This is a genomic window from Polaromonas naphthalenivorans CJ2, from assembly GCF_000015505.1.
Classification (GTDB): domain Bacteria; phylum Pseudomonadota; class Gammaproteobacteria; order Burkholderiales; family Burkholderiaceae_C; genus Polaromonas; species Polaromonas naphthalenivorans.
In genome coordinates, this window is the sequence record NC_008758.1 from 132,996 (window position 1) to 156,976 (window position 23,981).

General features: G+C 57.7%; 18 protein-coding genes, 1 tRNA gene and 1 pseudogene. 11 read left to right on the forward strand and 9 right to left on the reverse strand.

Going from position 1 to position 23,981, the window contains the following annotated elements; genetic code table 11:
* The first annotated feature begins 4 nt into the window (after positions 1-4).
* Together PNAP_RS22690 and PNAP_RS22695 are read left to right on the forward strand one after the other, a co-directional pair.
* Entirely contained in the window at positions 5-3,124 is a 3,120-nt protein-coding gene (locus PNAP_RS22690) for an efflux RND transporter permease subunit (protein WP_011798126.1), read from the forward strand.
* Between the two features lie 60 nt (positions 3,125-3,184).
* Positions 3,185-3,562, forward strand: a complete 378-nt coding sequence (locus PNAP_RS22695) for a hypothetical protein (protein ID WP_011798125.1) — start codon at positions 3,185-3,187, stop codon at positions 3,560-3,562.
* Positions 3,563-3,644: 82 nt separating this feature from the next.
* On the opposite strand, the gene PNAP_RS26310 is transcribed toward PNAP_RS22695, so the two are convergent.
* From PNAP_RS26310 to PNAP_RS22715, 5 genes are all read right to left on the reverse strand, one after another.
* Positions 3,645-4,130, reverse strand: coding sequence for a hypothetical protein (locus PNAP_RS26310; RefSeq protein ID WP_011798124.1), 486 nt, complete (start codon positions 4,128-4,130; stop codon positions 3,645-3,647).
* The gene (locus tag PNAP_RS27335) at positions 4,096-4,233 is read right to left on the reverse strand and encodes a hypothetical protein (protein ID WP_157040501.1); all 138 of its coding nucleotides are present in this window, start codon (positions 4,231-4,233) and stop codon (positions 4,096-4,098) included. Before PNAP_RS27335 ends, PNAP_RS26310 begins: the two co-directional genes overlap by 35 nt.
* Positions 4,234-4,242: 9 nt before the next feature.
* The gene (locus PNAP_RS22705; RefSeq protein WP_011798123.1) at positions 4,243-5,256 is read right to left on the reverse strand and encodes a tyrosine-type recombinase/integrase; all 1,014 of its coding nucleotides are present in this window, start codon (positions 5,254-5,256) and stop codon (positions 4,243-4,245) included.
* Positions 5,257-5,456: 200 nt separating this feature from the next.
* Positions 5,457-6,338, reverse strand: coding sequence for a nucleotidyl transferase AbiEii/AbiGii toxin family protein (locus tag PNAP_RS22710; RefSeq protein ID WP_011798122.1), 882 nt, complete (start codon positions 6,336-6,338; stop codon positions 5,457-5,459).
* A 19-nt stretch (positions 6,339-6,357) separates the two neighbouring features.
* Positions 6,358-6,963 carry a type IV toxin-antitoxin system AbiEi family antitoxin domain-containing protein gene (locus PNAP_RS22715; RefSeq protein ID WP_041377697.1) on the reverse strand — a complete coding sequence of 202 codons (606 nt, stop codon included), beginning with the start codon at positions 6,961-6,963 and terminating at the stop codon, positions 6,358-6,360.
* Positions 6,964-7,210: 247 nt separating this feature from the next.
* Between PNAP_RS22715 and PNAP_RS22720 the strand changes: the two are divergent.
* Positions 7,211-8,484: pseudogene (locus PNAP_RS22720) on the forward strand (lytic murein transglycosylase).
* Positions 8,485-8,840: 356 nt separating this feature from the next.
* On the opposite strand, the gene PNAP_RS22725 reads toward PNAP_RS22720, so the two are convergent.
* Positions 8,841-9,218, reverse strand: a complete 378-nt coding sequence (locus PNAP_RS22725; protein ID WP_011798120.1) for a hypothetical protein — start codon at positions 9,216-9,218, stop codon at positions 8,841-8,843.
* Between the two features lie 465 nt (positions 9,219-9,683).
* Between PNAP_RS22725 and PNAP_RS22730 the strand changes: the two genes are divergently transcribed.
* Positions 9,684-10,049, forward strand: coding sequence for an H-NS histone family protein (locus tag PNAP_RS22730; protein WP_011798119.1), 366 nt, complete (start codon positions 9,684-9,686; stop codon positions 10,047-10,049).
* Positions 10,050-10,173: 124 nt separating this feature from the next.
* On the opposite strand, the gene PNAP_RS22735 is transcribed toward PNAP_RS22730, so the two are convergent.
* Positions 10,174-10,250, reverse strand: a tRNA-Met gene (locus tag PNAP_RS22735).
* A gap of 661 nt (positions 10,251-10,911) precedes the next feature.
* Between PNAP_RS22735 and PNAP_RS22740 the strand changes: the two genes are divergently transcribed.
* The 7 genes from PNAP_RS22740 to PNAP_RS22770 all read left to right on the forward strand — a co-directional run bounded on the left by PNAP_RS22740 (position 10,912) and on the right by PNAP_RS22770 (position 19,588).
* Entirely contained in the window at positions 10,912-11,358 is a 447-nt protein-coding gene (locus tag PNAP_RS22740; protein WP_011798118.1) for an RNA recognition motif domain-containing protein, read from the forward strand.
* A gap of 510 nt (positions 11,359-11,868) precedes the next feature.
* Entirely contained in the window at positions 11,869-12,750 is an 882-nt protein-coding gene (gene yghU / locus PNAP_RS22745) for a glutathione-dependent disulfide-bond oxidoreductase (protein ID WP_011798117.1), read from the forward strand.
* Positions 12,751-12,795: 45 nt separating this feature from the next.
* Complete coding sequence (locus tag PNAP_RS22750; protein ID WP_011798116.1) at positions 12,796-13,428, forward strand: glutathione S-transferase family protein; 633 nt, start codon at positions 12,796-12,798, stop codon at positions 13,426-13,428.
* A 190-nt stretch (positions 13,429-13,618) separates the two neighbouring features.
* Complete coding sequence (locus tag PNAP_RS22755) at positions 13,619-14,080, forward strand: hypothetical protein (protein ID WP_011798115.1); 462 nt, start codon at positions 13,619-13,621, stop codon at positions 14,078-14,080.
* 424 nt (positions 14,081-14,504) lie between these two features.
* On the forward strand, positions 14,505-15,428 hold the full coding sequence (locus tag PNAP_RS22760; protein WP_011798114.1) for a DUF4007 family protein: 924 nt from the start codon (positions 14,505-14,507) through the stop codon (positions 15,426-15,428).
* Positions 15,421-18,756 (forward strand): hypothetical protein, encoded by a 3,336-nt coding sequence (locus PNAP_RS22765; RefSeq protein ID WP_011798113.1) that lies wholly within the window; start codon positions 15,421-15,423, stop codon positions 18,754-18,756. The genes PNAP_RS22760 and PNAP_RS22765 overlap by 8 nt, the downstream gene beginning before the upstream one ends.
* Entirely contained in the window at positions 18,749-19,588 is an 840-nt protein-coding gene (locus tag PNAP_RS22770) for a phosphoadenosine phosphosulfate reductase domain-containing protein (RefSeq protein WP_011798112.1), read from the forward strand. Before PNAP_RS22765 ends, PNAP_RS22770 begins: the two co-directional genes overlap by 8 nt.
* 9 nt (positions 19,589-19,597) lie before the next feature.
* On the opposite strand, the gene PNAP_RS22775 is transcribed toward PNAP_RS22770, so the two are convergent.
* The gene (locus tag PNAP_RS22775; protein WP_011798111.1) at positions 19,598-21,625 is read right to left on the reverse strand and encodes a hypothetical protein; all 2,028 of its coding nucleotides are present in this window, start codon (positions 21,623-21,625) and stop codon (positions 19,598-19,600) included.
* Entirely contained in the window at positions 21,622-23,976 is a 2,355-nt protein-coding gene (locus PNAP_RS22780) for a sensor histidine kinase (protein ID WP_011798110.1), read from the reverse strand. Before PNAP_RS22780 ends, PNAP_RS22775 begins: the two co-directional genes overlap by 4 nt.
* Positions 23,977-23,981 lie beyond the last annotated feature (5 nt).

Consider the following 23,981-nt stretch of genomic DNA (forward strand, 5'->3'; position numbering starts at 1 on the left):
CAGCATGTTCAAGTGGTTACTCGACAATAGCCTTGCCAACCGGTTGCTGGTGATCATCGCCGCCCTGGTGCTGATGGGCTATGGCGCCTTTACGCTCTCACGCACTCCGGTCGATGTGTTTCCTGACCTCAACAAACCCACTGTCACCGTCATCACGGAAGCCGGCGGCATGGCGGCCGAAGAGGTGGAGCAGCTCATCACCTTTCCCCTGGAAACAGCCATGAACGGGCTGCCCGGCGTGGAGACGGTGCGTTCTGCATCCAGCGCCGGCCTGTCTTTCCTGTATGTAACCTTTAACTGGAACACCGAAATCTTTCGCGCCCGGCAGATGGTGGGAGAGCGCTTGTCCTCGATGGAAGAAGGGCTGCCCGAAGGCACGGTGCCGAACATGGGACCGATCAGCTCGATCATGGGTGAGATCATGCAGATCGCGATTCCCATCGACACGGCCAAGATCTCGCAAATGGCGGTGCGCGAATACGCCGACTGGGTGCTGCGCCCGCGGCTGCTGGCGATTGCGGGTGTCGCGCAGGTGGTGCCAATCGGTGGCGAGGTGCGCCAGTTCCAGGTCCAACCCAACACCGTGCGCATGTCCGAGCTGGGCATTACCCACGAACAGTTGGAAGGCGCGCTCAAGGGCTACTCCAGCAACACCTCGGGCGGCTTTCTCGAACTCAATGGGCGTGAATACTTGATTCGCAACCTGGGCCGCACTTCCAGTCTGGATGACCTGAGAAATCTGGCGCTTACCGCGCGTGATGGCCAACCGATCTTGATGCGGCAGATCGCTGACGTGACTTTTGCTGCAGCCATCAAGCGCGGTGACGCAGGTTTTGAGGGCAAGCCAGCAGTAATCCTGAGCATCCAGAAACAGCCTGCCGCCGACACCATAGCCTTGACCCGTGCCATTGAGACTGCGCTGACGGAGATGCAACGCTCGTTGCCGGCCGGCATGGACAAACCGACGGTGACGTTTCGGCAGGCCAGCTTCATCGAGTCGTCGATCACCACGCTGCAAGGCAAGCTGATCGCGGCCTCGGGCTTCGTAGCAGTCATCCTCTTCCTGTTTCTGGGCAATGTGCGCACCACCGTCATCGCGCTGGTGGCAATTCCGGTCTCAATCCTCATCACTGCCCTGGTGTTTCGCTACTTTGGCATGTCGATCAACACGATGACTCTGGGTGGACTGGCCATTGCGATCGGCGGGCTGGTCGATGACGCCGTGGTTGATATTGAAAATGTGATGCGCCGGCTCAAGGAAGACCGGATCAAGCACCCTGAACACCGGCTGCACCCGATTGAGATCGTAAAGAGCGCCACCATGGAAGTGCGCTCGGCCATCCTGTATGCCACGGTAATCATCGTGCTGGTGTTCGTGCCGCTGTTCGCGCTGCCGGGCATGGAGGGGCGACTGTTCGTGCCGCTGGGTATCTCGTTCATCGTCTCGACACTGGCCAGCCTCGTCGTGTCCATGACCGTGACGCCAGTGTTGAACTTTTACCTGCTGCCGCGCATGAAATCGCTGGACCACGGCGACACCAGGTTGCTGGCCTGGCTAAAGGCGCGCTACCGCATTGGCTTGCAAAGTGTGCTGGCGCGTCCGAAAGCCGCGCTGTCGGCCGCAGCACTGGCGGCATTGGTGGCAGCGGTGGCGGTGCCGTTTTTCCCGACCACTTTCCTGCCGCCATTTAACGAGGGCACGCTGCTGGTCGGCCTGCGCTTGAACCCGGGCGTGACCCTGGCCGAGACCACCTTACTGGCGCGCCAGGCCGAGGTGTTGGTCAAGCAAGTGCCCGAGGTCACGCACGTCGGGCGGCGCAGTGGTCGCGCCGAGTTGGACGAGCATGCAGAAGGGGTTCACGTCAGCGAACTGGACGTGGGTTTGAAGCCCTCCGGGGAAATCCTGCGTTCGATGGATGAAGTGTCGGCCGACATCCGCTCGCGTCTGGTCAACCTCCCAGCGGCCGTGTCCATTGGGCAGCCGATTTCGCACCGCATCGACCACATGCTGTCGGGTGTGCGCGCGCAGATCGCAATCAAGATTTTCGGCGAAGACCTGGACACCCTTCGCGGTCAGGCCGAAGTGTTGCGCGCCGGGCTGGCCACGGTCCCCGGCTTGGCCGATCTCGATATTGAAAAGCAGGTGCTGGCACCGCAGATCAAGGTGCGCATTGACTATGCCGCGGCGGCTCGCTACGGCGTGCCGGCCCCGCAAATACTGAGCACGCTGCAAAACCTGGTGGAAGGCGAGAAGATTGCCCAGATCGTTGAAGGCAGCCGGCGCTTCGCGCTCGTCGTACGGCTGCCGGAGTCGGCGCGCTCGGTGGAAGGGTTGGGGCGGATCATGATCGAGACACCGAACGGACGAATTCCTCTGTCCAAAGTGGCGAGCATCGAAGACAGCGACGGCCCGAATCAGATTAGCCGTGACGACGGCAAGCGCCGCATCGTGCTGTCGGCCAATGCGCAGGGGCGGGCTCTGTCGGATGTCATCGCAGACGTGCGCCGCGTCGTGGCTCAGACCAAGCTGCCCGAGGGGTACTTCGTCACCTTGGGCGGCCAGTTCCAGGCGCAGGAGGAGGCGTCACGGCTGGTAGGGCTGCTGTCGATTGTTTCGGCGGTGCTGATGTTCGTGGTGCTTTACAGCCGCTACCAGTCGACCCGACTGGCGCTGCTGATCATGGCAAACATTCCCCTGGCGCTGGTAGGTGCGGTGTTCGGGTTGTGGCTCTCCGGTCAACCGCTGTCGGTGGCGGCTTTGGTAGGTTTTATCACACTGGCCGGTATATCAGTGCGCAATGGCATCTTGAAGGTTAGCCACTACATCAACCTGATGCGATTTGAGGGTGAGAACTTCGATCACAAGATGATCGTGCGCGGCTCGCTTGAGCGTCTGAGTCCGGTGCTGATGACCGCGCTGGTGACGGCGTTTGCGCTGGCACCTCTGCTGTTTGAGGCCGAGCGGCCCGGCACTGAAATCCTGCATCCGGTGGCGGTGGTGATCTTCTCGGGCCTGATCAGCTCAACGCTGCTTGACACCTTTCTCACTCCGGTGATGTTCTGGCTGTTCGGACGCAAAGACGCTGAGCGACTGCTTGACGACAAGAACGCCGGCGCTTTCTGAGCCATCAATCATCTCGCCTCTTTGTCTCCTCTTTAACTTTCACTCACCAAAGGAAACTTCATGAAACTCGTTCAACTTATTGTGGCGCTTGCGCTTACAACTACTGGAGCCGCGTTCGCGGCTGAAAATCATGGCCATGATCCCAAGCCGTTGCATGGGGGGGTGGTGGTCGAGGTCAAGGATATCGAATACGAACTGATTGCCAAACCGGACTCCATGCAGCTATATCTGCGCGATCACGGCAAGCCGATTGATGTCAGCAAGGCCACCGCCAAACTTACCTTGCTTACCCGCATGGACAAGCAGGAGGTAGGGCTGAAGCCTGCCGGTGACAAGCTGGAAGCAAAAGGCAGCTTCAAGATTGCAGCCAATACCAAGGTCATGGTCCTTTTCTCGCAGCCTGGAAAGTCATCAACAGCTCGCTTCGTGCTGAAGTAAGTCATCACGGTGCGGCAATGCTCATACGTGTGTAGGTCTCAAAATCTGATTTCTAAACCAAAACGTCTGTTGACGTTTGCAATCAGTAGATCTCCAAGGGGTCTAGCCCGGCCGGCACGTCGCCCACGGGCTCCTCATGCCAATCGGGCGCGTTGCCATCAAGCGGGACATGGTCCAGCCAAGGGTTAAACGCCTCGCCGTCGTCCTCGGGCGCTCGGCGGGCGGGCGCGGCCAGTGACTGCACAACGGCTGCAGGTTCACTGGGCGCCACAGGCAGCAGGGCGCGCAGCGTGTCCACGTCGCCGGGGTTGCTTTGGAGCTGCGCGAGGCGCTGCTGCATGTCCCAGCCTTCTTCCCGGAGCTTCAGGCCGCAGGCAAACAGGCCGGCACTTGTGAAAGCCAGTCCATGGGAGACTAGCTGATCGAACAGGGCAGGGCGCGTGCCGCTAGCTGCCCAGCTGAGCAGCCCCAGGTCGCCCGGCTGTTCCCGGCCCCGCGCGGCCAGATGAAGGACGCTTTGGAGCTTTTCCCGCTCAAGCGTCCCCCAGCCCCTCCATGAAGCCGGCAAGCCGCTCTGGATCGGGCGCGGGCGTGCCGCGCGAGGCGCACACCTGGCGCCACAGCTGCTGCAGCACCGCGTCCTCGCTCTTTGAAGTTTCCGTTCGCTGCATGCTGGTGCCTCAGAGCGGAAAAGGACTGACCAGGTGCGCGCCCAGGCGGCTCATGACGCTGGCGTCCTTGAAGCCGCAGCGCCGCTGGATCTCTTGCAAAGGCACGCCGGCGTTGAACCACCCAGCGATGCAGGTGTTGCGCAGCGTGTTGGGCCCCATGTGGGCCAGCGCGCCCGGATCGAGCGTGGCGTGGGGCACCTGCTCGGCCAGCAAGCCTTTTTCCACCAGGCAGCGCGCCAGGTGCGCCTGGCAGATGTTGTACAGGCCATTGGGTGCAATGCTGCGCCCGATGCGGTCCCCCACGACCAGGCGACTGCCCGGATGCAGGGCAGGAAGGCCCACCGGGCGCACCTCGAGCCAGGCATGCAGCGCCCGGCTGGTCTCCGGGTCGAGTTGCAACACGCGTTCGTGCCCGCCGCCGGCCTTGCGCACGAGGAGGAGGTACAGAGGCGACGGCCCGGCGTGCGCTTCGGGCGAGTCCGCGCAGGGCTGAGTGCAGTCCAGCGTCAAGCTGATGATTTCGCGTACGGTGAGCGCGGCGCGCATCATGAGCAGCAGCGCCAATCGGTTGCGCCTGGCCTTGAAGTCGTCGCCGCCGGGAAAGCCGTCATACAGGCCCTCGCGCAGCGCGGTCCACATGGGCCCTGAGAGTGCCAGCGAGGGCACGCGCTCGGTGGCCGGCGGCTGGGCGCCCTCGGCCGGGTTGACAGCCACCAGGCCACCGACCAGCGCATGGTCGTACAAGTCGCGCAGCACGCGCCAGTAGCGCCGCCGCGTGACGGGCGAGGTTTTTTTGAGGCTCGAGCGTGGGCTGATGCTTTGACAGAACAGGGCGATGTCCGCGCTTTGCGCCGCGTCCCAAGCAATGGCATGCACCGTGCAAAACGCCAGCCAGTGGCGCCAGACCAGAGAGGCCTGCTGCAACCCGGCCGCGCCCATGGGTTTCAAATCCTTGTTCGCCAGCCGGGCGGCCTGCCAGGATGCAAAGAACGCGTCGGGATCCACAGCGGTCGCATCAGCCATCCCACGACTCCTTGAATAATATTGCATTTACAACAAACTCACGCCACAAATCATACCCCTCCCGCCCCATGCCAACCTTCCTGTTGAAGAGCGAAGCCTGACTTCAGTTTTCCTCATTTCCCCTTCTCCTCCCCTCAAGGCGCGGGCGGGGCGGGGAAGTCTTTCAAAGGGTTGGACGGTTTGTTTTGTTGTAAATGCAATTAAAGTGTCTTCGACAAATCCATTTGCTGCAGCGCAGCTTGTCTGATCACCGGATGAAGGTAAGCGTGCAGAGCCGATACCGTGTCCGGCAGCGGCGTGATGGTCAGCGCGTTCTTCTTGAGAAAGGCACGCCACAGCGCCTGGCGCGTCGCATCGTTGGCAAACTCATCGCTCAGCCCGATGGGCAGTTGCGCCGGCACCGCCATGCCCCGGCGCATGAACGTGGCAGCGATCGCTGTCGCCAAGATCGTCGGGTCCAGCGCCTCTCGCTCCAGCAGGACCGACAAATCCAGGTAGTCCTTCAACCGGGTGTTGGTCATGCCCAGCAGCGCGATAGCGTGGAGCTTTTCGGCAATGACTGTGTACACCGGGTAGGTTCTGAGCTGTGGTGCGGGAAAATCTGCCAGCAACACGGGAAACACCGCCTGCACCGGCCCTGGCGTGACCGCGTCGCCAAAGCCGATGTCCACTTGGGCCCGGCAGCGTGCCTTTGCCAGCTCGCCCGTGATCAGCACCCGCGCGCCGCCGTAACCGGATTCCTTGCGGATGTCCTCGACCTTGACGCTGGCCGGCTCAAAGACGATGCCATCCTCGACGGCAACGCCAGCGATGTCGCGAAACATCTGGTCGATAGAGGCCAGGTCGCTTGGGCCAAAGCCCAGCAGGTCGGCGTCCCGGGTCGGGCGGTGCGCCATGTCGTACCACAGCGTGAACAGCAACGCGCCCTTGAGCACAAAGCGGTCGGCGTGCGCGGACTGGCTCAGGCGGTACAGCAGGCGCTCGAGCGTGTAGCGAACCAGCACCTGGTTGAACTCAGAACCTTCGGCCTTGGCCAGGTTGAGCAGGCGTGCGCGCACGGAAGCGGCAATGTCATGGGTCATGAAAAATAGTCCTGGCGCATCAGCCAATCGCCTCCAGGTAGGGACGCATCACATTGGCAACGCGGCAAATCTTGGCAAAGCGCCAGAGCTCGTCGGCGCGGGCCCGTTGGCTGGCTCTTGCTTCTCTGAGCGCTTCGAGCGCCACGTCCAGGCCAATGGCGCTGCGGTGCTTGAAGCAATCGACCACCGTCTTGGCCACGCTGTAGACCCGCAGCAGCACCCGGTCGCGCTCGAACACCTCGATGCCTTGGGAATACGATTGACCCGAATACTGCACCATCCGGATGGGCGGATAGTCGATGCGCGGCGCATGGCTGCCACGCGGCATGGCCAGCCAGACCTGGCGCGGCAGCTGCGTGGTCAGGCCGTGAAACTGCAGCGCCGTGAGCAGGCAAAATACGGCCTGCGGCACCTTGATCGCAATGGCAGCCAGGCTTTCGTCCTCCGACATCTGTGTTTGGGGCAGGCGGTACAGGCCGCGGCCCACTTTTTCCAGCTGGCCGCTGGCCATCAAGCGGGTCAGCATCACCCGGGGCGCGCCCACCGCTTGAAGGTCACGCGAGCGCAGCAGGCCGTGCTGGCGGGCCAGTTCTAGAACGCGCTGGGTCTGCGTGGGCTGCGGCATCATCAGCAAATTGTGCTCCTTTTATTCGTTGTATTTCAATATATGAAGAAATAAAGGAACAATTTTGTTGCGCCGTGCTGAAGGGTGGCCACAAGCGCTGCAGCCGCCAGCGGCGCGATGTCGGGTGTTGGGCGCAACGACGAGCAAGTCGCGCCCTGGGCGCTTGTGGCCGACAGGCGCGCGCAATGGCAGCAGCGTCATCGGTAGCGGGGGCGCCAGATCCCCTGGTTTCCCTGGACCGACGAGAATGGATCGAATGCACACCCCATCCCGTTTTCCAGCGCCGGCTCGCCGCTGGCTGGTGCCCGCGCTGCTGGCGCTCTTGACCATGGCGAGTTGCGCCTCCGCTCCCCCGGTCCAGCCCGAGGCACCAGTGCCATCGCGCGCCGGCGCCAGCCCGGCCGCAGCCGAGGCCGCAGCCGATGCCGCACCCATGGTCGACGAGGCCGGGCGCAGCCAGCAGTTCGCCCGCTGGGTGGCCGGGTTCCGCACCGGCGCGCGCGCAGCCGGAATCGACGAGGCCACGCTCCATCTCGCCTTCGACAACGTCCGCCTCATCCCGCGCGTCATCGCGTCGGATCGGGCGCAGCCCGAGTTCACGCGCGCGGTGTGGGACTACCTCGACAGCGCCCTATCGCCGCAGCGCGTCACCCGTGGCCAGGACAAGCTGCTCGAACTGCGCCCCGTGGTCAACACCATGGCCGCGCGCTACGGCGTGCCCGCCGAGGTCCTTGTCGCGATCTGGGGCATGGAGAGCAATTACGGCAGCTTTGTGGGCGACATCCCGACCATCGACGCGCTGGCAACGCTCGGCTTCGAAGGGCGGCGCGAAGCGTGGGCGCGTGGCCAGTTGCTCGCGGCCTTACAAATCCTGCAAAACCGCGACATCGACTGCGCGCAGATGATCGGTTCATGGGCTGGCGCGATGGGCCAGACGCAGTTCCTGCCCTCGAACTTCCTGGCCTATGCGGTCGATGCCGATGGCGACGGCCGGCGCGACATCTGGGGCAGCGTGCCTGATGTGATGGCCTCGACCGCGAACTTCCTGGCCAGCGCCGGATGGCAAGCCGGCCAGCCGTGGGGGATCGAGGTGCGCTTGCCACCGGGATTTGATTACGCGCGCGCCGACCTGGAAGTGCGCCAGCCGACGACCCAATGGGCGGCCGAGGGGGTGCAGTCGATGGACGGCACGCCGCTGCCGCTGCTTTCGGGCGCTTCGATCCTGCTTCCGGCCAGCGCGCGCGGGCCGTCGGATTGCTGGCCCAGCAGCTTTCTGGCGGCCCTGCGGTGCAGACCGCCTGGCCGCGCGACTTGATGCCGCTGTCGCGCAGCGAGTTGCTGGCGCTGCAGACGGCGCTCAGCGCACGCGGCTTTGACAGTGGCACGCCCGACGGGGTCATGGGCCCGGCCACGCAGCGCGGGGTTCGCCACTACCAGCGCAGCCTGGGCTTGGCGGTGGACGGCTACCCGACCGGGGAGCTGCTGCAGCGCCTGCAGCAACAAGGCGCCGCCGCGCATTGAGGCAGTGGGCAGTTCAGTGCAGGGTTCTTGTCCTGCAGCGTCCGCATCGCACAATGGGAACTGACCGCAGATGGCCGGTCCTGGACTTGGAAGACTCACGGGGATGCGGCTGACGGTCAGAGTGAAAAAATCGATGTCGGGTTTGACGTGAGAATTTCGAACGGGGCTACGCTTACAGTCAGTCTTTTGCAGGTGGTAGCCGCCAACCTCTTGCCCGGCAGCATTGCTGCGTAACCCAACGCTCACAAGTACCCGCTTCCTGGAAGTCCGGTGTCTCCCATCTCGAAGGGACCTTCGTTTCCACTGACCAGACGCATCCAAGGGTGGAAATGCAGGCGGGCGTCAATAGACCTGCCTCAAGACACCAACCCGAGCCCGAGGACATGCACTCTCTCCCGAAATTTGCCCACGTGTTCATTGCGAACCACCAGAGTCTTGGGTCCGGCGCGCAAGCACAGCGAGCTCGTCTCCTTGTGCGTGGCCACGCTGTCAGCGGTTTCGCAGTCTCGGCTTTCGATCAGCACTGCGCTGGCGCCAGTCTTGAGTGCCTGGCCATCTCGCGCGCAGCGAAGCAAAAACGATTCGACCAACTCCGGCAACGGCAGGTCGTCGTTATTTTCCAAAAATTGCCTGAGCAGTGCGATGTCGTGGCCTTTCTCGATGGCGGCCACGGCTTTTGGGCGGTCCAGATGCCAGATATCCTCCTGTATCGGTTCCGCCCAGAGTTCAAGCACAGCAGTACGCGCATTTCAAACTTAATAATCCGGTTGATCTGCGCAATCCGCAGTAGACACGTCGTTGACGACGACACCCAGGCCGCAAAACGAAGTTGTCCAAGTTGTTCGCGTTTCTTGTGGATAACTTTGTTGATGAGGGGCCAAAAATCCGTCCAAACCAAGTCAGGGCGCGGCTTGCGCAAGGCTGCCTACATTTTACGCAGTGCTGCGGGGCAAGAAATGGTTGTTACTGCGTCAAGGGCATCCTTGACGGCAACGTAACACCAAAAGGGTTGGTGCTGACCACTGCCCATCGCGGAAGTCGCTCCAGGGTGTGCAAGTCGCGCTTGTTATTGCCGGCCTCAGTGAGCTTTGGCGCCCGTTCGTTGGTGCGTCAAACACCTCGAGGACATCGAACAACGAAGGCGCGCGCACCCCGGGCGCAGTACGATACGTGCTGCTACAACTTTAGAAAAACCCACCATGAATGAACTCGTCAAGCTCCGCCAGCAAATCGCCGAGATGGAAAAGCAGGCCGCGGATCTCCAGAAAAAGAACCGGCCCGCCGTGCTTGCCGAACTGCGCGAACAGATGGCCGCCTACGGCATCACGGCCGAAGAGTTGAGCCGTCCGGCGGCCAAAGCCACCAAGCCCAAGGCGACGCTGGCCAAGCCTGCGGCGAGCCCGGCCAAGGGCAAGAAGCCCGTAGTGCATTCGCCCGCGAAATACCGCGGTCCCCAAGGCCAGGAGTGGAGCGGCCGGGGAACGGCGCCCAAGTGGCTCAATGATTTGCTGGCGGGCGGCAAAACCCGGGAAGATTTCCTGATCCGACAGGACACGGCTGCGTAGGGCGCAGGGCAGGGCAGCAACGGCGTCATGACAGGCGGCTTGAATCGGGCCACCTTTGCATGCATGGCGCCAAGCTGCCCGCAAAAAAAAGCCTCAGCACATGGATGCGCTGAGGCTTTTGTCTTGGTTGCGCGGGCAAGATTTGAACTTACGACCTTTGGGTTATGAGCCCAACGAGCTACCAGGCTGCTCCACCGCGCGGAAATTTCGAAAGCGACTTTGCCTGAAAGGCTTGATCGCTGTTGTGCTTGTTATGCTGTTACTTCACAGTACAGGGCATTTGCAGGATACCTCCATTGTACGGCAGCACTGGGGTTGGTTTTTCATCGCCTGAAAACCCAACTTCAGCGATGACACCCGTGCCTTGATGGCCGCAGGCTAGATACCAGCACGGCAGCCAGCCAGCTAGCCAGGGCATGAAAGCTTACTCGGCTTGCACTGCAAGCTTGCTCCGAAAGCCTTGGTGAGCCTCACCAGAAATAACATCGGCAACTCAATGGCCCAGCCACCGGACTTGCCAAGCGAAAAGATCAGGCTGCTGCGCGCCAGCAAGTTCAGGGCAATTTGCGCGCGGATGAAAGCGCTTAACGTTCATGGACAGCTCGGTCGGTGTTGATGGTAAAACTGGATGCTGAATGATTTCGGCGGGACCGTGCGTTTCTACCGCTGGACACGCAGGTTGCGGGCAAGGAATGATGTTGCCCGCGCGTCCTGACGCATAATTTCAAGGGTGCGGGTGCCAAAGCATTCGCACAGAGTCAGGTGATCGGTCAGTTTCGCATGCGACGGCGCTACTTTTCGTGTGTGTTGTGCTTTCGGGACCCCATCGCTTTTGTTTTTGTGTTTTTCGAGGAGTCCCTTCATGGGCAACAAACTATACGTCGGCAACCTGCCTTACACGGTACGTGACGAAGACTTGCAGCAATCGTTTGGTCAATTCGGCACGGTCACCAGCGCCAAAGTCATGATGGAGCGCGACACGGGTCGCTCCAAAGGCTTTGGCTTTGTTGAGATGGCCAACGACGCCCAAGCGCAAGCGGCCATCAACGGCATGAACGGTCAGCCTCTGGGCGGGCGCAGCATTACCGTGAACGAAGCCCGTCCAATGGAAGCACGTCCTCCACGCACCGGCGGCTTCGGCGGTGGCGGCGGTGGCGATCGTTCTGGCGGAGGCGGTTATGGTGGCGGTGATCGCTCTGGCGGTGGCGGCGGCTATGGCGGCGGCCGTTCGGGTGGGGGCGGCTACGGCGGTGGAGATCGTTCTGGCGGCGGTGGCTACGGTGGTGGTGGTGGTCGCGGCGGCTACTAAGCACGGCCCACCCGGTCAACGGCAAAGATGGCGTTTGACACCAGCTGCCCTGGCCTTGCGCTGAGCACAGCATAAAAGGCTTCCAAACTTCGGTTTGGAAGCCTTTTTACCTTGAAGGGCCTGTGCAGGTTGGCGCCATTTCGTTATACACAAGTCGGAATCCGATTTCTGGCAGCTCCAGTTGACACTGCTAAGTCGTTGATTCATAAGGACTCTCGTAATCCGCAGCTGTCCCATTGCTCAATTTTTTATCGCTTGTAAGTGATTGATTTATAAAGAGTTTTTGACTTGTGTATAACGCAAAGGGTTGGCGCCCACACAAAATTGACCCCCCTATTGTCGATTTCTGTTTCACCCATCCTGCAAGCCGCAATCCCCGCTCAGCGCAAGCATTCCAGTCTATGAAAGCGAAAACAGCCAGCATGGATCACACCTTCATTGACGGCGACCCGCGTACCATGCGTCTGGCCCCCGCCCAACAAGCTTCAACCACGACAAAGTGCCTTCCTCATGGACAACTCTTCCTCCTCCTCTTACACGCCGCCCAGGGTTTGGTCTGGCATCAAGGATAACGGTGGCCGCTTCGCCAGCATCAATCGGCCGACCGCGGGCCCGACCCATGACAAGGAGCTGCCGGTCGGGCGCCACCCGCTGCAGCTGTATTCGCTGGGCACGCCCAACGGCGTCAAGGTGACGGTGATGTTAGAGGAACTGCTGGCCGCGGGGCACACGGGCGCCGAGTACGACGCCTGGCTGATCCGGATCCAGGACGGCGACCAGTTCGGCAGCGGTTTCGTCTCGGTCAATCCGAATTCCAAGATCCCGGCGCTGGTGGACCGCAGCGCACCGGCGCCGGTCCGGGTGTTCGAGTCCGGCGCGATCTTGCTGTACCTGGCCGAGAAGTTCGGCGCCTTTCTTCCTCTAGATGGCCCCAAGCGCGCCGAATGCCTGTCCTGGCTGTTCTGGCAGATGGGCAGCGCGCCTTTTCTAGGCGGGGGTTTCGGTCATTTCTACGCTTACGCGCCAACAAAAATAGAATACGCGATCGATCGGTACGCGATGGAGGTCAAGCGCCAGCTTGATGTGCTCGACCGTCGCCTCGCCGAGAGTCCCTATTTGGCGGGGGACGAATACACCGTTGCCGACATGGCAGTGTGGCCCTGGTACGGCACGCTGGTCAGGGGTCAGCTGTACGAAGCGGGCGAATTCCTGCAAGTTCAGGCGTACACCCATGTGCTGCGCTGGACAAACCAGATTGCCCAGCGTCCGGCCGTCCAGCGCGGTCGCATGGTCAACCGCACCATGGGCGCGCTGTCCAGCCAATTGCACGAGCGCCACGATGCCGGCGACTTCGACACCAAGACCCAGGACAAGCTGGCCGCGCCGCTTTGAGGCTCAGCTGCACGTCCAGTCCAATCCTCTACGCGGAACACAACCATGATCACCCTGTACGACTGCGCCACCGCGCCCAGCCCGCGCCGCGCCCGCATTTTTCTCGCCGAAAAGGGCGTTGCCCATGAAACGGTCCAGGTGGACTTGAGGAATTCCGAGCAATTGAGCGACGCTTACCAAAACATCAATCCGCAGTGCACGGTTCCGGCGCTGCGCACGGAAGAGGGGACCGTGCTGACCGACAACGCGGCGATCACGGCCTACCTGGAGGCGCGTTACCCGGAGCCGCCGCTACTGGGCACCACCCCGCACGAAAAGGCGAAAATCGCCAGCTGGAACTGGCGCATTGAGTTCGAGGGACTGCTGGCAGTCGCCGAAGCGCTGCGCACCAGTGCCCCAAGCATGGCCAATAGGGCGCTGCCTGGGCAGATGGATTACCCGCAGATTCCCGAACTGGCGCAACGCGGCGTGGCCAGGGTGCAGCAGTTCTTTGTCATGCTCAACGAGCGCCTGGCTGAGCGCGACTTCATCGCCACCGACAGTTTCAGCCTAGCCGACATCACTGCGGTGGTGGCCGTTGACTTTGCACGCGTTGTGAGAATCAAGCCCGGCGAACAACACCCGCACCTGCAGCGCTGGCGAGCGGCAATGGCGCAGCGGCCGTCGATGTCTGTCTAGCCGCTCAATGCCCAGGAGATCAGCTCAATGACTTGTGGCCTACGGCACCAGGCCTTGCCTTCATGGCGCACTCGCGCTAAATTGAACGATCCCAAACGCTGCAAATCGCAAGCAGCCTGGCGCCGAACCATTGACAGTTATCGTGCCCACGTCGAGGCTGCGTAAAAAACCGCTAAGGGACGCAAAACACATGAGCCATCTGGAGCGCAGCCTGGTCAAGGCGGAACTGGACCGTCTCACCATGAAGTTCTTCCAGGCTGTGTCTTTCGAGCCCGGCGAAGCGCCTTCGTACGCAAGCATTGCGGCCTTGTTCATCGAACGCGGCTTGCTCATCAAGAACGTCGGCTCTGCACCCGAGATATCATCGGTTCAGGAGTTCATTGCGCCACGGGAGGCGCTGGTGGGCTCTGGCACGCTCACGCGGTTTCATGAGTCCGAAATCTCGGAATCCACCTTGATTTTCGGCAACGTGGCGCATCGATTCAGTGCCTATGCCAAATCCGGCACATTGAATGCAAAGCCGTTCGAAGCCCGAGGGATGATCACCACGCAGTTTGTCAACACGCCTGAGGGCTGGAAAATGAGCGCCATGGCATGGGACGACGAGAGGCCCGGTCTTTCCATCGACAAAGCGACCGAGCATTCAAGTTGAACTCAGAGGTTGCCAGTGGATTGAACATAATTGCCTGTGGTACCTAACTTCCAAGGGAGACATTCCACGACACTAATTATGTTAAGTTTCATCTGAATCTAGTGAATAAAGCTAGGCAAAACTGCATCCGCCCATAATCCTTGGAAGGAATGAAACAGCCATGCCCATCGAGAATTATTTTGAGATGAGGATTGTTCAAACGATTGCCAGTGTTCGCAGCGCTACAAACTAGACTTCCTTGCCTCAGACAGTGTTTCAAGAGTTTGTTACGTGAACGTTGTGCCGTTGAAAACTCATCAATACGCGCTTGCCTCTCTTCCTTTCAACTTTCGATGTTATGACAGTCCAGATAACTGTACTGTTTTTTTAAACAGCATTTTGCTTGTCTACTGGTGATAGTCTCCAGTGGGCAAGGTAGAATCTCATGATGGGGAAAAACACAATACAAGCTCGGACTTCAGCCTATTTTTCAGGACATGAGACTTTTCCTCTAAGACAGATGTGGCTTAAAAAGGCCTTCGAAGAGTCGGTTGGTCACATCATTCCTAAGAGCGCGTTCGCTGGCGAGAATGCCATCGCTGCTTTTGGCGTGGGTAAAAATATGGTGGCTGCGATTCGGCATTGGGCATTGGCGTGCGACGTCATGCGCGATGACGACCCTACTGGCTATACCGTCACTAAAAATGCTATTGCCATATTTGACGATGCGGGCTTGGACCCCTATTCGGAAGATCTCAATACGGCGTGGTATGCGCATTGGTGGCTCGCGGGCAAAGGTAACCGTGCGACAACATGGCATTGGCTCTTCAATCACGTGACCTTACCAGTTTTTTCACGAGAAGAATTAGAAGCACCGCTCGCCGAATTCGCGCGTAGGCTTGATCCGAAGCGCAAGCTCTCTCCTGCTACGCTTTCAAGGGACATCGAAACTTGCATTCGAGGCTATGCCCCTCGTTTTGCGGGAGGGTCGCCCGAAGATTACGCTGAGTCCATGCTTGGCGAGCTCGGCTTAATTTACGAAGAACACCGCGGGCATTTTGCGTTTAGACGCGGCCCAAAAACGACTCTCAGCGACGGGATGTTTACGTACGCTCTGCTCGATTTTTGGGAGTCTACAGCGCCGGGTCTGAGTTCGTTGGCATTTGAATCCATCGCGTATGGCGAAGGCTCTCCTGGACGGGTCTTCAAGCTCGATGAAGACTCAGTGGCTGAACGTCTCTTCAACTTGGACGACCTCACCAAAGGTGCTCTGTCGTGGACGGACACCGCCGGTCTTCGTCAGGTCCATCGAAAAACGGAAAAGCTCTCCGGTCTCAGTGAAAAGATGATTGCAAAAGCATATGACTGAGGCAAAAACCAAATTAAGCGACATTGTTCGCATTGCTCGGCACTATCAGCGCTCCATCCGCATTGACATTGACTATGGGCGATCTGACGCGTTAAATGGATATATCTGCCATGGCACAGCTGTTGGTGTTCTCGACAGCATGTGCAAGCAACTGACCTCCACGAACCAACGTGCGTTCACTTGGACTGGACCTTTCGGCGGGGGGAAATCGTCATTGGCGGTTGCTCTCGCGAGCGCCGTCGGCCCAAGCAAGTCATTGCGCATGCGTGCTCGCGAGGTCCTATGCCTTGAAAAACTACCCCTGTTCGATGAGGCTTTTCCCTTTAAAAAGGGCTGGCTCGCGATTCCCATTGTCGGAAAGCGCACGAGCATCGTGCAAGAGCTTTCAAAAGGAATGCGAGCGGCTCTCGGCCTGGGAAGCGAAGAAAAAAAAACCTCTCCGACCGCCCTCATCGAGGACTTATGTGAAGCGGCTGAGTCAAAGCAACATGACGGCGTCCTGATCATCATCGATGAAATGGGAAAGTTTCTTGAGGCTGCCGCGTTGGGGGTCGGCGATGACGTTTACTTCTTCCAGGAATTGGCCGAGGCATCAGCGCGCTCGGCGGGCAAGATCGTCGTCGTAGGCATTCTCCATCAGTCGTTCAGTCAATACGCGACGCGCCTCGGTATCGACACCCGCGATGACTGGACCAAGGTCCAAGGCCGATACGCTGATATTCCGCTGGTAGCTGCGAGCGATGAAGTAGTCGAGCTGATCGGACGGGCAATTGAGGTCGACAAGCGGCCGCCCTGGATGTTTGATGCGTCGAAGGCAATTGCTGATTCAATTCGAACGCGCCGCCCCGCCGTAGGCTCTGATTTCGCGAACAGCCTCAATGCTTGCTGGCCTCTACATCCCGCCATGGCCGCTCTCCTCGGCCCCATATCTAAAAGGCAATTCGGACAAAACGAGCGTAGCACTTTTGGTTTTCTAGCATCAGTTGAGCCGTTCGGCTTCCGCTCCTATTTGGAAAACACGCCGTTGCCAGAGGCGTCTTGGTATAGGCCAGACAACTACTGGGATTACCTGCGTGCTAACTTGGAGCCAGCGATCCTCGCCTCGACAGACGGGCATCGTTGGGCGCAGGCTGTCGAAGCTGTCGAGCGCACCGAAGCGAAAACAAGCGAATCGATCTACCTGATTTTAATCAAGAGCATTGCGATCATCGATTTATTTCGAAACGGATCAGGCCTGGCGGCAGAAGAGAGTGTTCTGGTGTCAGTGCTTTATGACCGCTCCAAACGAAAAGTTGAAGAGGCATTGCAGCAACTCTCGGACTGGAAGGTAATCCTCTACAAAAAGCACATCAGCGCCTGGTCGGTTTTCGAAGGCAGCGATTTTGACATCGAGTCGGCGATTTCGCAAGCAAGAGGCGCGCTCCCGGGCGTGGATTTTGCGCTGTTGACTAGCCTTACCAATCTTTATCCGATCATCGCGAAACGTCACTATCACCATACTGGCACGATGCGGTGGATGACCATGGCCCTGTGCAGACTGGAAGATGCTGAGCGGATCACGACCAACTTCAAGCCACAGAAGGGTGAGTTCGGTCAATTTTTGCTCGCACTGCCTGGCCGCACAGCTGAGCTCACATCGGCTGTGCGCCACAGCCATGAAATATCGCGGATCGCTCCATGGCCCATGGTCGTCGGAGTACCGCCGAATCACGTGCGCATCGAAGATTTTGGAGCCGAACTTCTCGCCTTGCAGCACGTCCAATCCCGTCATGAACTCAGCGGTGACCAAGTAGCGCGACGTGAGGTTCAAGCCAGGCTTTCATCCGTCAGAGCCAACCTTGAAGAGCAACTCAGGGCGGCTGTTTCAAAAGCCACTTGGACAGCAGCAGATCTTGAGCCGGTGGAAGGAAGCCGTCTCTCCCACATGGCCTCCAACTTGGCCGACGTCGTCTATGAGTACGCGCCGGAGTTGTGGAGTGAGTTGATCAATCGCGACAGCCCATCAAGCAACAGTGTCAAAGGCCGCCGTGATTTGTTGTATCGCATGCTCACCCATGAAGAGGAGCCGTCCTTGGGCATGGAGGGTTTCCCAGCTGAGCGCGGACTCTACGAGACGCTTCTCAAAGCGACTGGCTTGCATCGGAAGGACATCAACGGCATGTGGGGTTTTATGCCCCCCACTAAGAAAGACTCACCAACGTTCGTGAAACTCTGGGATGAGACCAAGAAAAAGTTCGCAGACATTAATGCGCGCGTCAAAGCATCTGAAATCCACGAGATGTGGGCCGCTCCGCCTTTTGGCGTTAGAAACGGAATGGTTCCGGTAATTTTCACCGCATTCCTGCTCGCCCACAAAGGAAACGTCGCCGTCTATAAGGACGGCATTTTCATCGCGCGAATGACTGACGCTGACATTGACGAATACCTGCAAGACGAAAAGCGATTCTCGCTTCGCTGGATCGTCATCGATGCCGAAAAGACGGGGATCCTCGCGGGTATATCGGAGATATTGGCTCAGGTTGGCGCTGCTTCAGGAGCCAAAGACCCTTTAGAGGCCGCACGTGGCTTGGTGGCGCTGGTTGTTGGCTTGCCCATGTGGAGCCAGAGAACCCACCGCATAAGCCACGAGGCTCGCTTGATCAGGGATACGCTCTTGAAGGCGCACGATCCACACAAGGTTCTTTTCATTGATCTCGCGGCGATTTTGGAAAGTTCTGGAGGCGATTCCTATGTGAATGCTCTGCGAGGTCCGATTGTGGAAATTTCAGGCGCATATGACGCGCTATTAAAGGAAATAGAGACTTCTTTGCTTGAAGCGCTTGACGCTCCGGCTGATCGGCTCGACCGTCTCCAAGCAAGGGCGTTCGCGGTTGAAGGCGTGACGGGCGATTTGCGCCAGGACGCTTTCGCAGCTCGACTCTCCAAACACGACGGCACCAAAGAAAGCATGGAAGGAATTTTGAGCTTGGCTGCGAACAAGCCGCCGCGCGATTGGAATGACCGGGACATCGACGCAGCCCAGCTTGAACTTGCTCAGGCAGCTCTGCGGTTCAGGCAAGCCGAAGCTTTCGTCTCGGTCAAAGGCCGAAAGCCCACCAGCGAAGCGTTCGCGGTGGTCATGGGCGCGGGTGCCGAAACCATCACCGTGTCCCGCGCGTTCTCGTTGTCGGATCGGCACCGGGAAACCGTGGAAGCCATGGCCGACAAGCTGGCATTGGAATTGAAGTCAGGCGGCATGGACACCAACGTACTTCTAGCGGTCTTGGCCCGCGCGGGCATGAGGCTCACTGTCGATGACGACACACAAAAGGAGAAATCGCATGGCTGACAAACATGTCTTGGGCATATCCGGCGGCAAGGACAGCGCAGCGCTCGCGGTCTTCGTGCGGCAAAACCACCCTGAGTTAGATGTCGAGTATTTCTTCACCGACACCGGCAAAGAGCTGCCGGAGGTCTATGAGTTTCTTGGTAGGCTCGAAGGTTTTCTGGGCAAACCCATCCTGCGTCTGAATCCGCGCCGCGACTTCGATTTTTGGCTGCGCGAATATCATAACTTTTTGCCCTCGGCCCAGACGCGTTGGTGCACCCGCCAATTAAAGTTGGCCCCGTTCGAGCAATGGATTCGCCCCATGCTCAACGCTGGCGACAAAGTTACGACCTACGTGGCGATCCGCGCAGATGAGGAATACCGTGAAGGCTACACCTCCAAGCATAACAACTTGAAAGTAAGCCTCCCCTTCCGGGACGCCGGCATCGACAAGCGTGGGGTTATGGACATCCTGGACTCATCAGGAGTGGGTCTGCCCAAGTATTACGACTGGCGCTCGCGCAGCGGCTGCACTTTCTGTTTCTTTCAGCAGAAGATCGAGTGGGTCCGCCTTAAAGAGCGCCACCCCGAGGCATTTGAGGAAGCAAAGCAGTATGAGAAGAATGCCCTTGAACACGGGTCGCCCTTCACATGGACGCAGCGCGAATCATTGAGCGAACTGGAAAAGCCAGCCCGCGTCATTCAAATCGTCACCGATTTCGAACGCCGGAAGCAACGCGACCTCGCCAGCCGTCCCGTGAATCCTCTACGACCTGTCGATGCTATTGAGGACATTGACGATATTTTTGGCGAGGACGAAGGTGGTGGCGCTTGCGTTGTATGCCATAAATAGTCGTGCAGCTTAATCTTTGACGGCTGTGTCCGCCACCATGATCAGCCTCACGGTACCTAGAGGCACGTTGATTGTCTTAACCGTAAGAAACGCCTTCTCAACGTCGCCATAGTAGATTCCCAAAGTGACATCGGAAATGATGGTTTCATCCAGCTTTCTACCAAGACGAAATGCATTCGCGAGCCCCACTACGTCCTGATCTTCGATCGTTCCGGCGTTTTTCATTTCACGTTCCAACCATATCGCCAAGCGAATGCTGTCGTCGTCTTGAAAGGAAAAAAGTGAAGCGTCCCTCGCCACTTGGACAACCCGACCCTTTTGTTCGTCGTTCAGATAGGTGACCAAACCGGTCTTGCCGAATCGATCACCTTTAAGGAACATTTTCACCGGGAAGCTGCCCTCTCTAGCCATGACGAACGAAGCAGGCCTTGTCATCTGGTTCGCAGTTGCTTGAACGAAATGGGTTGCTATATCAGATCGCAAACGCCCGAAACTTTTGAAGCCTTGCGCTTCCGAAAAGCTGAGAAAATTCGTAATCGGCATCGCAATTGTCCTGCCAGGAATAAATTTAAGATCAAACTCTTGATCGCCTGAATAGAGTCCACGCGCAACCAAGTCTTGAGTCGTAAAAGCCTGCAGGCTATGAGCCAAAGCCTCATGAATAGAGGCCGTGGCAAAAATTGCCGACCGATTGTCAGGGTCGGGTTTAGTGGCGGCGTTCAGGTCGCATTGCTGAGTGATATGAATCAAACACTCGCCACCAGCTTTCAACTCTTTAGCGATCACAGTACCAAACGGCACCCTCGTGTTGAATTCTTGAATTGGACTTGCAACTCCTTTTCCATAGAACTCGCTTGCGCTTGGCCATCCAACCCAAGTGAATCGAGAAAATAATCCTCGAGCGACCTTGGGGTCAACGAGGGGGGACAGGAAACGGTTTTTGATCTTTGTGACGTCAGCGGGATCTAGCTCCCTGCGGAAACACTGGTCCAAATCCGCCACCGCTTTACCTACGGGGCCATCTGATTCAACATGCCACAAATACTCGCGTGCAACCAATTCTCCCAAATGCCCATCATAGGGATCGTTGTCTTTGATCGCCGTGTGATGGATGCGCTGCATGGCAGCGGCATCGAGGTTCCACAAGGTTGCCGCCGCTTTTGTTTGAGCATTGTCGAGCGCTCTGATCCAAGATTTTACGAACAGCCTCATGTTGTGTGCGCTATCTCGTTGTTTGGTGAGTTGGTCATAAACCAGCTGCAAACCCCTCGCTTTGAAGTCAAGAGCGCTCAAGTCGGCTTTGGGCAATATCCACAATCCAGCCGCGCTTATATTCGACCTTACGCTGAAGTTTTTTCTATGGATTTTGAGTTCCGCATGGGTGGACATTAAAACCAAAGGTGGAAGCCTTGAAGCACCGGCCGCTTCTGAAATTTCCACAAGATAGGCCGTCATCTCGTCCACCGGACTCGCACTGGCCTTCAATACTAGGTCAAGAAATACAAAATCGTAATCAAGGAGGTCTGCTGCCGGCGGTCGCATCGCCACGATATCTATTTCATAGATTGGCTTCGGAAAAGCCTGCTCAAACTGCAAACGCAGGTCTTCCACTCGACCAAATTTCGCCACAAAATTAGCGAAGTGCTTTTTCAAACCAGGTGTAGCTTTGACATCGAATATCGGTTGGACGAGAACCTCTTGTATGAAACCATCAGACGTCAAAAATGATGCAAATTTCGCATGGTCATTTTGCATCTCGCTAGCGTCAAAGATCTGACCAGCGATTGCAAGGATTTCAACCGCTTCAGGACTGTCTGGGTCACCGAGCAATGCACCAGCTCCAGGATCAAGCTGATCTAAGTGAGAGCGATCCATACCCGCGAGCTCATCATCCACTACCAATATCTTTATTGCAGGCGGCGCGACAAGCGGCTCAGTTGATGCTGCTTTCGGAGCAGCAGTGTGGGCGGCATGGTCTACGAACTCGGGAGTGGCTGAAGCGATAGCCAATCCATTGCAAATGCTGTGTGCGATCATGCATCACCATCCTTAGGAAGTTCCAAGATAAACGTTCTGAGCTTGCCATCGTCATCCTGAACTTCATCCAGATAAAGACGCCCACCGTGATAAGCGGCGAGTTCAGAAGCGATATAAAGGCCAAGGCCTTTGCCTTTTCTTCGCATCGAAAAATATGGTCTAAACACAGTGGTAGCGTATTCAGGATCGATTCCCGGACCGTTGTCCGTCACGGAGATCGTGAATGCTTTAGTGTCAATTTCAACCGTGAGAAGGCGCTGCTCATCTCCGCTCTTGATGGACTTTTGCAACCAGTAGGCAGAATTGGATAAAAGATTCTCCAAGGCCTGGGCTATAAGACCGCGAACCATATGAACAGGAAGCGTCTTGTCTGCCGAGCCGCCATCTACTTTCAACACTGACCTGATTTCGTGACGCTTAAATCTTGGCTCAAAGCCATTCAAAACCGTTTTAACTTGGGCAACTGCATCATATTTTTCACGTCTATTGCGCCCAGACGGACTCATGGCATCAACCGTTCGAATGCGCTTGTTGGTAGCGACGATCTGCCCGCGTAGATTGTCGATCAGATCTACTATGTCGTCAGTCTTTTTGTTGCCCTGTAGCTGCGCCAGTAGCTCCCCTGTGCGTTCGGTTAACCGAGTCAGCTCATGGATGACTATTTCAACTACGAGGCCGATATTGGCAAGTTCGAGCAATTCGACGCGCGTCTCTCGTGCGAGATCAAGAGCCCGTTTGATCGTCTTTACGTATTCAACCTGGCTGTTGATCTCCTCACGAATTTCTACGATTTTGTGCTTGTGCTCCGCCGGAATAAAGCTGACGATTTGATTGAAAGTGCGCAGGGTCTTAGTGAGCCCTGCCTCCGAGCGTCTGAGCGACTCCTCCGTGGATTCTTGCGATAAGGCAATTTTTGCTTGGGCTTCCTGAGTGAGGCCAATAAGACCACGAAGTTCGGTGACGATTTCCTCGCCAAGCAAAGCTTTAAGAAGCTGTTGCTCGGGACAAGCAACCAGACGCTCTCGATTAGCTGCGTCAACTAATTTGGGGTTATTGACTGAGGAGATGGATACGCTTCCCACTGTCTGGTAGCGATTTAACGCATAGCCTTTGGTTTTAAGGGCGCGACTGTCCCACTCGAGCCAATCGTCTTCCATGCCACCTGTTTGCCCGACGCGAAAGCCATCGCGGTAAATAGCGAAACCGCCACACCAAAGATTCAGCTCGTTTGTGACATCCGTTCTGCTTCGGTCAACCGTATTCGCAAACAAAGCCTGCCTGTTAAACCACAAGCAAGTGGCTTCAAAAGGTCCAAGGCTATGAAAAAGCTCTTCTGGGTAACCAAGTCGTTCTGTCAGCTCACTGAGGGTCCAACTTCTATCGTCAGATACCGTCGAATTCCTCCACATTACACTACGCCGCATAACGCTTCCGGCGGCATCAACACCCTTTGGATTGAAGACAACCGTCGCTCTGAACTGAGAACATTTTTCTAGCCATTCAGGAATAGTGGCGATAGGTTGCCGGTGCCCGTTAAGCAACACGTCCACGGGGTATCGGCGCTTATTGGCGAAAAATGGATTTTGCAGCCGACGAAGATATTTCTGAATAAAACTACCGACCTTCTCAGCCGTCCACAAGGCAGTCAAATTGCTGATGGCGACGCTCGTTCCGCTGCTTTGGACGTCGCCGTCGAAGACTTCTTCTGAAGTCTCGATGGGGACCTCATCGAGAAATTTTTGCGGATCGTCGAACTCAGCCCAAGAAAACCTGACAGTGTGCAGCGTTTGATCGCCTGACTGCTTTGACTTGACGGCAGCCGTCTGCCCTAATCTCATCATCGAAAGACGCCCAATTCCTTTATCACCCAGAATTGTCGGATCTCCAAAAGCTGCATTTTTCTTGGCGATATATTTGCCAGGGGTCCCAATAACTAAAAACCGCGAAGCGACGTCATCAGCACTCATCCCAATACCCGTATCACTCACAACGATTTTGAATCGTTCTTTCCGAAATTTATTTACGAATGCAAGAAACTGATCTTGAGTATCCATGTGTTCGGCAAACTCGGCGATTAATTGGGTTCTAACGACAGAGCTTAGGTCCGATGAAATTGCCTTCTCAGCCATCTCTAGAGTTACCTTTTTTCCGAGCTTTTCTTTCTTCACCTTCTCTGCAACGAGCGCCAAAGCAGCCGAATCCGCCGGCGCATCAATGGCCACTGTCACCCGAGGAGACCTCGCGTCAAAAGCGTTTTTAATCAGCTCATTGAGGGCCACGTCATCAGATGTGATCATCTCAGCGCCCATCTGCTTGAGGGCACGTGCGGCAACGCGAAAGGTGTGTTTCATGGGAC